Source organism: Catellicoccus marimammalium M35/04/3 (assembly GCF_000313915.1).
In the GTDB taxonomy this organism is placed as follows: domain Bacteria; phylum Bacillota; class Bacilli; order Lactobacillales; family Catellicoccaceae; genus Catellicoccus; species Catellicoccus marimammalium.
Window position 1 is genome coordinate 20,954 of record NZ_AMYT01000011.1, and the last position, 14,517, is coordinate 35,470.

The 14,517-nt window shown below is 34.6% G+C and carries 13 protein-coding genes; 10 read left to right on the forward strand and 3 right to left on the reverse strand.

The window, feature by feature from the left end; translation table 11 throughout:
* Positions 1-24: 24 nt before the first annotated feature.
* On the reverse strand, positions 25-1,530 hold the full coding sequence (locus tag C683_RS01710; protein ID WP_009488758.1) for an Nramp family divalent metal transporter: 1,506 nt from the start codon (positions 1,528-1,530) through the stop codon (positions 25-27).
* A gap of 297 nt (positions 1,531-1,827) precedes the next feature.
* On the opposite strand from C683_RS01710, the gene C683_RS01715 reads away from it, so the two are divergent.
* The 4 genes from C683_RS01715 (at position 1,828) to C683_RS01730 (ending at position 6,571) form a co-directional block, all read left to right on the forward strand.
* The gene (locus C683_RS01715; protein WP_009488759.1) at positions 1,828-4,449 is read left to right on the forward strand and encodes a sigma-54-dependent transcriptional regulator; all 2,622 of its coding nucleotides are present in this window, start codon (positions 1,828-1,830) and stop codon (positions 4,447-4,449) included.
* A 162-nt stretch (positions 4,450-4,611) separates the two neighbouring features.
* Positions 4,612-4,926: a PTS sugar transporter subunit IIB gene (locus tag C683_RS01720; RefSeq protein ID WP_009488760.1), complete on the forward strand. Its 315-nt coding sequence runs from the start codon at positions 4,612-4,614 to the stop codon at positions 4,924-4,926.
* Between the two features lie 23 nt (positions 4,927-4,949).
* Positions 4,950-5,267, forward strand: coding sequence for a PTS lactose/cellobiose transporter subunit IIA (locus tag C683_RS01725; protein ID WP_009488761.1), 318 nt, complete (start codon positions 4,950-4,952; stop codon positions 5,265-5,267).
* Positions 5,268-5,287: 20 nt separating this feature from the next.
* Positions 5,288-6,571 carry a PTS sugar transporter subunit IIC gene (locus tag C683_RS01730; protein ID WP_040388600.1) on the forward strand — a complete coding sequence of 428 codons (1,284 nt, stop codon included), beginning with the start codon at positions 5,288-5,290 and terminating at the stop codon, positions 6,569-6,571.
* A gap of 36 nt (positions 6,572-6,607) precedes the next feature.
* Here C683_RS01730 and C683_RS01735 read toward each other — a convergent pair whose 3' ends face one another.
* Together C683_RS01735 and C683_RS01740 are read right to left on the reverse strand one after the other, a co-directional pair.
* On the reverse strand, positions 6,608-7,303 hold the full coding sequence (locus C683_RS01735) for a type 1 glutamine amidotransferase (protein WP_009488763.1): 696 nt from the start codon (positions 7,301-7,303) through the stop codon (positions 6,608-6,610).
* A gap of 9 nt (positions 7,304-7,312) precedes the next feature.
* Positions 7,313-8,644, reverse strand: a complete 1,332-nt coding sequence (locus C683_RS01740) for a Mur ligase family protein (RefSeq protein ID WP_009488764.1) — start codon at positions 8,642-8,644, stop codon at positions 7,313-7,315.
* 247 nt (positions 8,645-8,891) lie between these two features.
* Between C683_RS01740 and C683_RS01745 the strand changes: the two genes are divergently transcribed.
* The 6 genes from C683_RS01745 (at position 8,892) to upp (ending at position 14,421) form a co-directional block, all read left to right on the forward strand.
* Positions 8,892-10,067, forward strand: coding sequence for a cation:proton antiporter (locus C683_RS01745; protein WP_009488765.1), 1,176 nt, complete (start codon positions 8,892-8,894; stop codon positions 10,065-10,067).
* A gap of 118 nt (positions 10,068-10,185) precedes the next feature.
* Positions 10,186-10,785: a thymidine kinase gene (locus C683_RS01750; protein WP_009488766.1), complete on the forward strand. Its 600-nt coding sequence runs from the start codon at positions 10,186-10,188 to the stop codon at positions 10,783-10,785.
* 11 nt (positions 10,786-10,796) lie between these two features.
* Positions 10,797-11,876 (forward strand): peptide chain release factor 1, encoded by a 1,080-nt coding sequence (gene prfA, locus C683_RS01755; RefSeq protein ID WP_009488767.1) that lies wholly within the window; start codon positions 10,797-10,799, stop codon positions 11,874-11,876.
* Entirely contained in the window at positions 11,866-12,720 is an 855-nt protein-coding gene (prmC, locus tag C683_RS01760) for a peptide chain release factor N(5)-glutamine methyltransferase (RefSeq protein WP_009488768.1), read from the forward strand. Before prfA ends, prmC begins: the two co-directional genes overlap by 11 nt.
* A 2-nt stretch (positions 12,721-12,722) precedes the next feature.
* On the forward strand, positions 12,723-13,733 hold the full coding sequence (locus tag C683_RS01765) for an L-threonylcarbamoyladenylate synthase (RefSeq protein WP_009488769.1): 1,011 nt from the start codon (positions 12,723-12,725) through the stop codon (positions 13,731-13,733).
* Positions 13,734-13,791: 58 nt separating this feature from the next.
* Positions 13,792-14,421, forward strand: a complete 630-nt coding sequence (gene upp, locus C683_RS01770) for a uracil phosphoribosyltransferase (RefSeq protein ID WP_009488770.1) — start codon at positions 13,792-13,794, stop codon at positions 14,419-14,421.
* Positions 14,422-14,517: the final 96 nt, after the last annotated feature.

The window sequence follows — 14,517 nt, forward strand, 5'->3', positions numbered from 1 at the left end:
AGAGGGGTAACTCTTGCTTTTTTGTTACTCAGGATGAATTTCTTTCATACGTTTATGCATATCCCAAGCAACACGAATTAATAATAAAATAATAGTGGCACATAATACAAAACTAATAACTTGAATTACTGTTTGATTGGCTGGAATTTCAAAGTCATGACAAATCGAAGCAATTTGTCCTTCGATTGAAGTTAAGTTTAAATATACTAACACAATCGTTGATACCCATCCAATCACTTTAATCCATAAGCGATTAGCAAATTCTCCCATAATGCGTTTGTTGTTCGTAATCATTAATAATGGAATGATAGAGAATGGTAACGCTAAAGATAAGAAAATTTGGGAATCGATCATTAAGTTATTAATAGTCAAATGTTGCTGTGCGGTAGACATATGATGTGTAAATAAGATACAAATCATAACTGGTAATACGGCTAATAAACGAGTCACTAAACGACGTAACCAAGGTGGAAGTTTGATATGTACGAATCCTTCCATAATGATTTGTCCAGTTAAAGTACCAGTAATCGTTGAGTTTTGTCCAGAAGCTAATAAAGCGACGGCAAATAGGGTAGATAAAATACCAGTTTTTGCAATATTAGACATAATTGGGTTACTAATCAACGCTGGATTTTGTAACGCATCATAAATCCCAAAGAATGACGTATCTTGAATCGCATTGCCTTTAAATACGGCAGCACCCATGAATAATAGAAGGGCATTGACGATAAAAGCCATTCCTAATTGTAAATTAGAGTCAATCGTTGAAAATTTGATCATTTCTTTTGTGGAATGATCTCCATCAATTTTACGAACTTGTGAAATTGATGAGTGTAAGTATAAGTTGTGCGGCATAATCGTTGCTCCAATAATACCTAAAGAGCAGGCCAACGGAGAAGTTCCGCCAATCACTGGATGGTCTTGTACGGTATATAAAGATGGAATCATTCCTTTTAATGCTTCACCAAATTGGAAATCAGATAAGTAAATTTGGTAACTAAAGACAAGGAAGATTACCGCAATTAAACACACAACTAACGCTTCAATTTTACGGAAACCAATTTTTGTTAATAGTAATAGTAAGAATACATCAAAAATGGTAATGAAAACCGCAAAAAGTAATGGAATGTGGAATAGTAGTTTTAAGGCAATCGCAGCACCAATAACTTCTGCGATATCGGTAGCCATAATCGCTAATTCCGCAACAATCCATAATACAACACTCAAGCGCTTGGTTGTATATTTTCTTGTAACCTGTGCTAAATCTAGACGAGTTACAATTCCTAGTTTCATAGAGGCATATTGTAATACCATCGCAATTAAACTAGAAAGTAAAATAATTGATAGTAGGTGGTATTGGAAGTATTGTCCACCGGTAATTGAAGTTGCCCAGTTTCCTGGATCCATATAGCCCACGGCCACTAATGCTCCTGGTCCTAAATAAGAAAATAGCAATTTCCAGAAGTTTTTTGTTTTAGGCAGGGCGATGGAACTGTTAATGTCTTCTAAAGACTTGTTCCGCGTATCCATTTCTTTCCCCCTTTATGATGGATTGATTGAGGATGGTTATTTAATTGAAATTGAAAATCATTCTCAATCACCTTTCATTATAAAGGAAGGATACAGGGATGACAAGGATAGTTCCTTGAAAAAGTGTTTCTTTTTGAATAGTCATTTTTATTTTACTATAAAAATACTAAGAAAGAAAATCGAAAAAATGCAGAGAAAGGATAGAAAATTAAACTTTAATGTATTTCTATATATTTTCATAACAATTTAGGTAGAAACATGATAGAATAAATTTTGAATTTTATAAGGAGGTATATTATGCCATTTCGGAAAGATGAAATCTATCAATATTTAAAAGAAGCAACAGAAGCGAAAACAGCAGATCAAGTATCAGAAGAGTTACAATTACACCGTACCAATGTAAGTCGATATTTAAATGAATTATATAAAGAAGGAAAAATTGTCAAAATTAAAGGACGTCCAGTTCTTTATAAAGTGACACAACATCCAGTAGCTATTCAGGCAAATGAAGAAAATACGAATTCTATTCCTTTGCTTTTAGATGAAAATCATCTTTCTTTTGATCATTTAATTGGGGCAGAGGAATCATTAAGTAGTGCGATTCAAAAGGGAAAAGCTGCGATTTTATATCCTCCAACAGGATTACATACGATGATTTTTGGCGCTTCTGGTACAGGGAAAACTTTATTTGCAGAATGCATGTATCAATTTGCAAAAGAATCAGAAGTGGTAGATGAAGAAGCACCTTTTATTGCCTTTAACTGTGCCGATTATGCACAAAATCCACAATTGTTATTTGGACATATTTTTGGCATTAAAAAAGGAGCGTTTACCGGAGCAGATGAAGATCGTCCAGGATTAATTCAACAAGCAAACGGTGGCATTCTTTTCTTAGATGAAATCCATCGTCTACCTCCAGAAGGACAAGAAATGCTCTTTACTTTTATTGATAAAGGAGTATATCATCCCTTAGGAGATAGCGGAGAAGAAAAGAAAGCAACGGTACAAATTATTGGCGCAACGACAGAATCTGAGGAAAATTTCTTAGAAACATTTAAACGTCGTATTCCAATGTGTATTGAATTGCCTTCGCTAGCCGACCGCACGATTGAAGAACGTTACCAGATGATTACAAGTTTCTTTTTACAAGAAGCAATGCGTTTAGAAACTAATATTTTATTACATCGCGATGTTTTACTTGCGTTTCTTCTATATTCAACACCAGGTAATATTGGTCAATTAAAGCGCGACATCAAATTGGTTTGTGCCAAAGGATTTTTACATTATCAACAAAAAGACCAACAAGAAATTACAATTGAGCAACAAGATTTACCAATTACTGTTCAAAAAGGATTATTAAACGAGAAACATTTACATCAAGAAATCCAAACCCTTTTACATAAGAAATGGCATCAATTATATTTCAATCAAGAAGAACGTTCTATTCATTGGCAAACCAAAGAAGTGACAGAAAATGAGAAAAACGAAGCGTTTAGCTTGTATACATTAGAAAAGGAAGTACAAGAAGAAGTTCCTTTAAAAACACAAAAATTAGCAGATCGTGTTTGTGATGAAGCAAGTATGAAGCTAAATCGCGTATATTCTAAAAAAGATCGCTTTACATTAGCTTTGCATTTACAAGCGGCGATTGAACGAATTCAAAGTGGAAAGAAAATTCCAAACCAAAAACTCAATGAAATTCGTAAACACTATCTATTAGAATTCCAAGTAGCTCTAGAACTTGCCTCCATGATTGAACAAGAATATCATTTGTTTTTACCGATGGAAGAAATTGGTTATCTATCTTTACTTTTACATTTGCCGGTACAAGAGAAGAAAAAAGCCATTCGTAATCATGTAAGTATTATTACGATTATGCATGGGGAAGAAATTTCTAGTGCGATGTTGAAATCGGCACAAGAACTAACAGGAATTCGTGAAGGATACGCAATGAACATGCCAATGACAATGGATGTCTCAGAAATCTATGAAGAGTTAAAATCTCATGTTTTAGAAAATAAAGAAGAATATCAAAATGGAATTCTACTATTGACGGACATGGGCTCATTAAATCGTTTGGCAGGAATTTTAGAAGAAGATATTCAAATTAAAACAGAATCCATTTCTTTAACAAGTACCTTAGTAGTGATGGAAGCTTTACAATTAGCACATGATGGTTATTCTCTATCAGAAATTAAATCTCAATTAACGACTTCTATTCGTGATATTTTATATAGTAATGAAAAAGAAGCAATAGAAGAGAATTATGAAAAACCAAAAGCTATTATTGTGTCTTGCTTTACAGGAGAAAGTGTAGCGAATAAGTTAGAAAGTCGCTTAGAAAAACTAATTCCTAAAGATGAATATCAAATTATTCCGATGCAATTTTTAGAATCTGGTGCTTTTATTCGTCATATTGATCATTTACGTAGTGAATATGATGTCCGTGCGATTATTGGAACAGCAGAGATTCATTATCAAAATATTCCTTATTTCTCAGCTTTAGATTTATTTGATGAAGAACGAGCACAAAAATTCTATGGCTTATTAGAAAATGAAATTGATCTATGGCAAATTGAACGTACCTTATCCGAAACATTGACGCATATTCCAGATTTGGATCAATGTTTATCGTTAATTCATCAAGAAATTAAACGAATGAAACAAACGCTACATATTATTTTAGATCCAAGCGTGGAACTAGGAATTATTATGCACTTAGCATTTTTGATTGATTTATTATTGACCAATCATGATGCTTCTCAGCGTACATTCCCAGAGTTAGAGACCTTTAAAAAAGAAAATAAATTGCCATTTGATATCATTTCAGCGCAATTACTTTCTTTAGAGAAAAAATATGGTATTACTATCTCGGATGATGAAATTGCTTATATCGCACAAATTTTTGTGAATAATTAAAACGTAGAATCTACACACTATTTTCAGTGTGTAGATTTTTTTATTTTTTTCTGTAGTGTGTAAAACGCTCAAAACGTGATAAATAAAGCGTTTTCAAGCATAAAAAGTTGGCACGATTCTTGCTTATATTAAGTGTACAAAGAAAAAAGGAGAGAATTTATTATGAAAACTATTATGTTAGCTTGCTCAGCAGGAATGAGCACAAGTTTATTAGTCAGCAAAATGCAAGAGGCAGCAAAAAATGAAGGAATTGAAGCAGAAATCTTTGCTTGTGCCTCTAATGAAGCAGAAAAAATGTTAGAAGATCGTTCAGATATTGATGTTTTATTATTAGGACCACAAGTGCGCTTTATGTTACCTTCTTTTGAAGAAAAAGTAAATGGACGCATTCCTGTAGCGGTCATTGATATGGCAGATTATGGCATGATGAATGGAGAAAATGTTCTACATACTGCCCTAAAATTAATTGAAGGATAAGAACAAAACACGAGGAAAATACAATGGAACAAGAAACTTTACAAGCAGTGATGGGCTTAATTATGAATGCAGGGAATGCAAAAAGTGAAGCAGTAGAGGCGATTCAAGCTGCTAAAAAAGGAGAATTCACTGTTGCGAAAGAAAAATTAGAGACAGCCAATGAATGTTTAGTGCAAGCACACCATGCGCAGACAGAATTATTAACTAAAGAGGCGCAAGGAGAAGAGATGCAAGTGACGCTTTTGGTTGTCCACAGTCAAGATCATTTAATGACTGCTATTACGTTTGTAGATTTAGCTAAAGAATTTGTGGAAGTTTATAAACGTATTGACGAAAAATAAATGAAAAGGGAATAATGATGATGAAAAAATTTATGAATTTTATGGAACAAAAATTTGTGCCGATAGCCGCAAAAATCGGGGCACAACGTCATCTTGTGGCCATTCGTGATTCCTTTATGGTCATGATGCCATTGATGATTTTAGGCGCTTTAGCCGTAATGATTAATAACTTACCAATTCCATTTTTCCAAAACTTCATGAATCAAATTTTCCATGGAGAAGCTTGGAAAGGATTTGGTGGAGGCATTTGGAACGCAACTTTTGCTATTTTATCTGTTTGTATTTCATTTTTAGTTGCGTATCATTTAGCCAATAGTTACGGAAAAGATGGATTATCTGCAGGAATTGTATCTTTAGCTTCTTTCTTTGCATTAGGTGCTTTAAATACTCCAGATAACATTGCTGGAATGAGCTCTCAAGGATTATTCGTAGCTTTAATTGTAGGAATCGTTTCTGCTGAAATCTTTACTCGTTTAAGTGGAAATAAACACCTAGTCATTAAAATGCCAGATGGAGTTCCACCTGCAGTAGCGAAAGCTTTTGCGGCATTATTACCATCTATGATTACGATTAGTTTATTTGCTTTAGTTTATGCTATCTTTGCTGGATTTAATATGCCAAATATCATTGGTTCTTTCTATGAATGGATACAAAAACCATTTATGGGTCTAGCTAATAGTTATGGTTCAGCGTTAATCTTAGCCTTAATCACTCCATTATTATGGTTCTTTGGTTTACATGGTGGAAACATGGTAGAACCTTTAATGCAAACATTAAATGCGCCAGCGATTGAAGAAAATATTCGTGCGATTCAAGCAGGACAAATTGCTCCAAATATTGTAAATAAACCTTTCTTTGATGTATTTGTTAACATCGGAGGAACAGGAGCAACGATTGGTTTAATTATTGCGATTTTCTTAGTAGGACGTAAGAGTAAATCAATGATGACTGTAACCAAATTATCTGCAGCTCCAGGAGTGTTTAATATCAATGAACCATTGATGTTTGGATTACCAATTGTATTAAATCCAATTTTATTCATTCCATTTATCTTGACTCCATTGGTATTAGTAACTACTTCTTATTGGGCAACAAAATTTGGCCTTGTCCCAGCCGCAACGGTTATGCCACCTTGGGTTACACCACCTGTAATTGGTGGGGTATTAGCTACCGCAAGTTGGCAAGGCGGAGTGTTAGCGGCCGTAAACTTAATCATTTCTATTTTGATGTATATCCCATTTGTTAAATTAGCAGTGAGAGAACAACAAAAAGAAGAAGGCAAATCTATCAACCAAGAAGCCTAAGAAAAAAACCTCTATCTTTTACGATAGAGGTTTTTCTTATTTTACATCTTCAAAAGGAATTTCGGTATATTCTGCACCATAACGCTGTTTCATGGCGATATTAATCATGCGTACCGCTAAGTTTTCATTACGAGCTAAGATTGGGCCGTGGAAGTAAGTACCAAAAGTATTTTTGTAAATGACTCCTTCGCCACCATCGGTACCATTATTTCCATTTCCTTCTAAAATTTTTCCTAGTGGTTTTTCGTCGTCTCCTAAATACGTACGTCCCCCATGATTTTCAAAGCCAATATATTCTTCTTTAAAATCATCATTATAAATTTTAACGTTACCAATTAAGCGATCTTCATTTTCTGCTTGACTACGAGTGTAGTGAGAAAGAGCACCAATTCCATCGATTTTTGTTCCATCTGCGGTAACATAATATTGACCTAGTAATTGGTATCCACCACAAACTGCTAAAAGAGCACCTCCATTTTCAATGTAAGTCGTCAATGGAGCTTTTTTAGTTTGTAGGTCTTTGGCAATCACGGATTGTTCATAATCTTGTCCACCACCAAAAAGAACAAAATCATAGGCATTAGGATCAAAATCATCTTCTAAGCTGATTAAATCGTAAGTTGTGGTGATACCCATTTTTTTACAATAGTATTCCATTACTAAGATATTACCGATATCTCCATAGGTATTCATCAAATTTCCATATAAATGGCAAATACGTAATTCTTTCATGATTTCCTCCTATTTTAAATAGCCTTTTTCTTTGAATAATTGACGTAGCTCTAACATCGCTGTGTAAGTAGCTAAGACATAAATGCGTTGACATGGCATTTCTTTAATGTTTTCAATTAGATTCGCAAACTCTGGTTGTTCAGTTAAACGATCTTCTAAACCTGCAACTTTTAGGCGAAGAGTCATATCTTTATGACGTTTTCCACCTGTAATTACTTGTGGGATTTCCATTTCTTGTAATTTTTCATAATGACCATCCCAAATCCAAGAAACATCGATTCCATCGGCATATTTATCGTTTAAAAGACTCACAACACCAAAAGGCTGCGGCGCAAGAGCAATCGTATCTAAGACTTGATTTAGACCTACTGGATTTTTCACGAGCATAATTGTCACTTCTTTATCATCGACTTGAATCACTTCTTGACGACCAAAGACATTTTTACTTTGTTGTAAGCCTTTTGCAATTTGTTCAGCAGGAATATCATAAAATTTTCCAACGGCAATGGCAGCTAAAGCATTATAAATATTGTATAAGCCACCGACTTCTAATTGATAAGAATGACCATCAACGACAAAAGAAGAAGAGTGGTTGGTGATTTCTTCTAAATCCGTTAAGCGGCAATCCAATGCTGGACGTTGGAAATCACAATTTGGACAATAATATTTTCCAAGGTTCGCATAAGTAATCATTTTATAATGTAAGATATGTTGACAATGAGGGCACAATACACCATCCGTATTGGCATCTGCTAGTTGTTCTCCATCTGGTAAATGATCAAATCCATAATAATAATGTGGATTTTTTAAAGAAGAGTCATTGAAAAGAGGAGTGTCTCCATTGGCAATGACTGTTGCGCTTGGGACATTTTTTGGTCCTTCCGCAATTAATTTATAAGTCGTATAAATTTCTCCATAACGATCCAATTGGTCACGGAAAATATTAGTAAAGACAAATACATTTGGTTGTAAAAATTGAGTGACATTTTTTAGTGTTGCTTCGTCAATTTCTAAGACCGCAAATTTTTTCCCGTCTTTGATTTTTGGTGCAGAAAGGAATGTTGCAACAATTCCTTGTTTTAAGTTCGCACCCGTTGGATTGGTAATAATATGTGGATATTTTTGTTTTAAAATATTAACAATTAAAGAAGTGGTTAATGTTTTTCCGTTTGTACCGGTAACCACGATAATTTCATAATCTTTTGCAAGCTCTTCTAAAACATTAGGATCGATTTTTAACGCAATCTTTCCAGGTAGACTACTTCCACGTTTTAAAAAAGTGCGTAAAAACCATTGTGAGCTTTTTCCAGCCATCATGGCCATTTGACCTTTAAAAGACATTTACTTTCTCCTTTATTCTTTTCTTTCGGTTAAATTCCATTCTTTCTCATCATATCACATTTTTATTTTTTTGATGATAAAATCCAACAGAAAGAAAAGAATTTAGCTAAGGATTGAAGTAAAGATTAATTTTTTGTAAAATAAAAGAGAATAAGTAACGGTTGGACGCTAGTTTCAAGGTTTGTTTTTCAGGGGCGGGAAAAACATTGGAACGGCGTCTTTTGTTATGTGAAGAAAGGAAAAGAATATGATAGAAATTTTATTAGCTTTTATTGTCATTTTATTAGGGACAAAGCTAGCAGCTCATCTGTGCCAATTGATTAATATTCCATCGGTTATTGGTGAATTGTTAGTAGGGATTTTATTGGGACCTGCGATGTTAAATCTCGTCCATCCTTCGCAAACCATGGAAATTTTTTCTCAAATTGGAGTAATCTTTTTAATGTTCTTAGCAGGATTAGAGAGTGATTTCCATCTTTTACGAAAATATATGAAGCCTTCGGTGGTCATTGCTTGTTTGGGAGTTATTTTACCAATGATCTTATTTTTCATTGTGGGAAATGTCTTCCATATGCCAACGATGGAAGCGGTCTTTTTAGGAATCGTGTTTGCGGCAACTTCTGTAAGTATTTCGGTTCAAGTGTTACGTGAGTACAATCATTTGGATTCAAAAGATGGCTCGATTATTCTTGGTTCTGCGGTTGTAGATGACATTATGGTGGTAATGATTGTAAGTATTTTTACCACGATTTTAGATCAAAAAGGTAGCTTTTCTTTTAATCTAGCTTTCTTATGGGATATGATTGGTGGAAAATTACTATTCTTCTTAGTAGCTTTCTTATTTGCAAAATATTTATTATTACCATTATTACGTATTGCAAAACGCTTATATGCGACAGAAGCAGTAACTGCATTTTCTTTAGCACTATGTTTTGCTTTTGCACTATTATCTGAAGAATTAGGAATGAGCGATGTTATTGGTGCGTTCTTTGTCGGATTAATGATTTCTTTAACCGAACACCAAAAAGTAGTCCAAGAAAAAATCGACGTTATCGGGTACTCTTTATTTATTCCAATCTTTTTTGTTTCGATTGGATTAAATGTTCGTTTTGATGGATTCATCAAAAACTTACCTTTCATCTTAATCTTAACGGTATTAGGAGTGCTTTCAAAACTGATTGGTGGTTACATTGGTGGACGATTCTCTCATTTAACTTCTCGTCAAAGTTTTGTTGTGGGAGCAGGGATGGTGTCCCGTGGAGAAATGGCATTAATCATTGTCCAAATGGGCGTTCGCTATCATTTAATTAGTGATAATATGTATTCTGAAATTATTATGGCGATTATTTTAACAACCTTAATTTCACCATTCTTAATCAAAGGTGCACTGGCCAAAGAAAAAGAAGAATTAATAGAAGGATAACAAAGAAAAGAAGAGGGATTTCCTCTTCTTTTTCTTTTTGAGCAAAAAAAGTTTCATTGAGTGAGAGGGAAAAATGTAGTAAAATATCAAAGTAACAAAGATAAAAGGGGAGATTCTTTTGGCACAATTTTATTTTAAATATGGCGCAATGAATAGTGGGAAAACCATTGAAATTTTGAAGGTGGCCCACAATTACGAAGAGCAAGATAAAAAGGTTCTTTTATTTACAAGTGCATTAGATACAAGAGCTGGCCAAGGAATGATTGCAAGCCGTATTGGATTAGAACGAAAAGCAAAAATCATTGGAGAGGACACAGATGTCTTTGCTGATGTCAAAAGAATTCAAGAAGAACAAGGAACCATCCATTGTGTACTTGTCGATGAAGCACAATTTTTAGAAAAAAAACATGTCTATCAATTGGCGCAAATCGTTGATGAATTAGAGATTCCTGTGATGGCCTTTGGATTAAAAAATGATTTCCGCAATGAAATGTTTGAAGGAACGAAACATTTACTATTACAAGCGGATAAGATTGAAGAAATTAAAACGATTTGTTGGTTTTGCGAGCACAAAGCAACAATGAATTTACACTATATTGATGGTAAGCCGGTTTATGATGGTGAACAAATTCAAATTGGAGGCAATGAAGCGTACTATCCAGTTTGTCGCAAACATTATCATCATCCAAAACCGATTGAAAAGAAAGAAGATAAATAAGGAGAAATTGCATGTTTGATCAATTACAAGCGTTAGAAGATCGTTATGAAGAATTAGGGGAATTATTAAGTGACCCAGATGTAATTGCAGATACAAAACGTTTTATGGCGTTATCAAAAGAGGAAGCTTCTACTCGTGAAACTGTAGAATGCTACCGCCAATATAAAAAAGTAGTCGCAGGAATTGTCGAAGATGAAGAAATCTTAAAAGAAGAAAGTGATAGCGACATTTTAGAAATGGCAAAAGAAGAACTTTCTGAATTGAAAAAAGAAAAAGTAGAATTAGAAGAAAAAATTAAAATTTTACTTTTACCAAAAGATCCAAATGATGATAAAAACATTATCATGGAAATCCGTGGAGCTGCAGGAGGAGACGAAGCAGCCTTATTTGCTGGAGACTTATACAATATGTATACTCGTTATGCAGAATCTCAAGGCTGGAAAGTAGAAACTTTAGAAGCAAGCGTCACTGGAATTGGTGGTTACAAAGAAGTAATCATGATGATTACAGGAGATAATGTATATTCTAAATTAAAATATGAAAACGGAGCTCACCGTGTACAACGTGTTCCAGTGACAGAATCTCAAGGTCGTGTCCACACTTCTACAGCGACAGTTGCGGTTATGCCAGAAGCAGAAGAAGTGGAATTAGATTTAGATGAAAAAGACATTCGTGTAGATATTTATCACGCTTCTGGAGCTGGTGGACAACACGTCAACAAAACAGCTTCTGCGGTTCGTTTAACTCACTTGCCAACAGGAATCGTCGTGGCAATGCAAGATGAACGTAGCCAAATTAAAAACCGTGAAAAAGCGATGAAAGTATTGCGTGCACGTGTTTATGATAAATTACAATCAGAAGCACAAAGCGAATATGATGCCAACCGTAAATTAGCGGTCGGAACAGGGGATCGTTCAGAACGTATTCGTACTTATAACTTCCCACAAAATCGTGTGACTGATCACCGTATTGGTTTGACTTTACAAAAATTAGACCAAATTTTATCTGGAAAATTAGATGAAATTATTGATGCTTTAGTCATCTATGACCAAACGAAAAAATTAGAAGAGATGCAAAATAATGAAATCTAATCTTACTTACAAGGACGTGCTTACTCAAGCAGTCCTTTTTTTAGAAGAACAAAAAGACCCAGAGTTAGATTGTGATGCTCCAATTGCGTTAATTCAAGGATATCATCATTGGTCCGCTCAAGAATTATGGCAAAATGAAACGAAAGTGATGCCCAAAGAGGAGCAAGAATGGCTAAAAGAAGCACTACAAAAGGTTCAAGATTATTATCCAGTCGGTTATATTTTAGGGTATCAATCTTTTTATGGACGTGAATTTTTAGTCAATGAATCTGTGTTAATTCCACGTTGGGAAACCGAATGGATAGTTGAACAAATCTTACAAAGAGAACCTAATCAGAAGCAACAAGTCGTTGATTTAGGATGTGGCAGTGGCTGTATTGGTATTACTTTGAAAAAAGAACGACCTTCGTTTATCGTTCAAGAACTAGATATTTCTAAAGAGGCATTAGCCATTACAAAAGAAAATGCAGAACGACTAGAAGCAAAGGTAGAATGTGTTTGTAGTGATGTATTTTCTAATTATCATGGCGCTCCGATTAATCTTTTTGTTTCTAATCCACCTTATATTGGAGTAGAAGAAAAAGAAGTGATGAATGAAGGGGTAAAACGTTTTGAACCAGAATTGGCGTTATATGCTCATCATCAAGGTTATGCGATTTATGAAAAAATTGCTCAAGAATTACCAAACTATTTAGCAGAAAATGGGCGAGCCTATTTAGAAATTGGTTACCAACAAGGACAGAAAGTGAAAACACTATTCCAAAATGCATTTCCTAAACATCAAGTGGAAGTGTTAAAAGATTGGAGTGGCAATGATCGCTTATTGATTGTAGAGGGGAAATGAAGATGGAAACAAAACGATATACAAAAGAAAGCATAGATCAAGCAGCAGAACAATTAAAAAATGGAGAAGTCGTTGCTTTTCCGACAGAGACGGTATATGGTCTTGGAGCTTGTGCAGAAAATGAAGCGGCAGTAAAAAAAGTTTATTTAGCGAAAGGTCGTCCTAGTGATAATCCATTAATTGTCCATATTGCTAAACCAGAAGATATTCTTTCTTATACGGATGATTTTTCTTTAGTGACAAAAACATTGATGGATACCTTTTGGCCAGGTCCATTGACCATTATTTTACCTTTAAAAAATCAGCGTCTCTCAAAAACGGTAACCGGCGGATTAGATACTTGCGCTTTTCGTATGCCAGATAAAGCGTTGACTTTGCAATTATTAGAAAAAACTGGCCCTTTAGTAGGTCCTTCTGCCAACACATCAGGAAAACCAAGTCCAACAACTTTTGATCATGTTTATCATGACTTAGCAGGAAAAGTGACAGGGATTTTAGATGGTGGAGAGTGCCAAGTAGGAGTAGAATCTACCGTCATTGATTTATCTAATGAAGAAGAAATTGTTATTTTACGTCCAGGAAAAATTGGTGTAGAGGAATTACAACAAGTCGTTGATGTTCCTGTTGTCTATGACCAAACTATTTTAGGTGAAAAAGGGATTCCTAAAGCGCCAGGGATGAAATATCGTCATTATTCTCCAACAACTCCCGTAGTGATGGTAGAAAAGAAAGATTTCGCTCAAGCAATAAAACATTATGGAAAAGAAAAGGTTGCCCTATTAGCTTCTGATGATGTTATTGCTCAGTTTCCAAATGAAAAAGCATTTTCTCTAGGAAATACATTACAAGAAGCCGCACAACGTTTATTTGCAGGTTTACGTACTTGTGATGAATGGGGAGTAGAAACCATTTTAGCGGAAGCCTTTCCGATTGAAGAAGAGAGTGCAGGAATTCAGCGTGCGTATATGAATCGACTAGAAAAAGCAGCAGGAGGAAATCAATTCTTAGCCTAGCTCAAAAACCGTTTTCATGATAGTATAGTATCAGTAAAGATAAAGTGAGGGATTAGGCATGGGAATTTTCCAAGTGATTGATCATCCATTGATTCAACACAAACTAAGTATTATTCGTGATAAAAATTGTGGAACGAAGGAATTTCGTGAAGTCGTTGATGAAATCGCGATGTTAATGGCATATGAAGTCTCTCGTGATATGCCACTAGAAGATTATGTTGTGGAAACACCAATTGTTAAAACAACACAAAAAACATTATCTGGGAAAAAGGTCGCAATTATTCCAATCTTGCGTGCAGGATTAGGTATGGTGGATGGAATTTTATCTTTAATTCCAGCTGCTAAAGTAGGTCATATCGGATTATATCGTGACCATGAAACTTTAGAACCAGTAGAATACTTTGTAAAATTACCTTCAGATATTGATGAACGTCAATTATTCGTAGTAGACCCAATGTTAGCAACAGGTGGATCTGCAATTATGGCGATTGATGCATTGAAAAAACGTGGAGGTAATAATATCAAATTTGTATGTCTTGTAGCTGCTCCAGAAGGGGTTAAAGCATTACAAGAAGCACACCCAGATATTGATATTTATACCGCAAGTTTAGATGAAAAATTAAACGAAGATGGTTACATCGTTCCAGGATTAGGAGATGCTGGAGACCGTCTATTTGGTACAAAATAAGTAGAATTATTATCATCATCTTTTATTAAAATATAGAAGGTGATGATTTTTTATTGTATATCTGATAGATTGTTTATATTAATTGAATGATTTAAT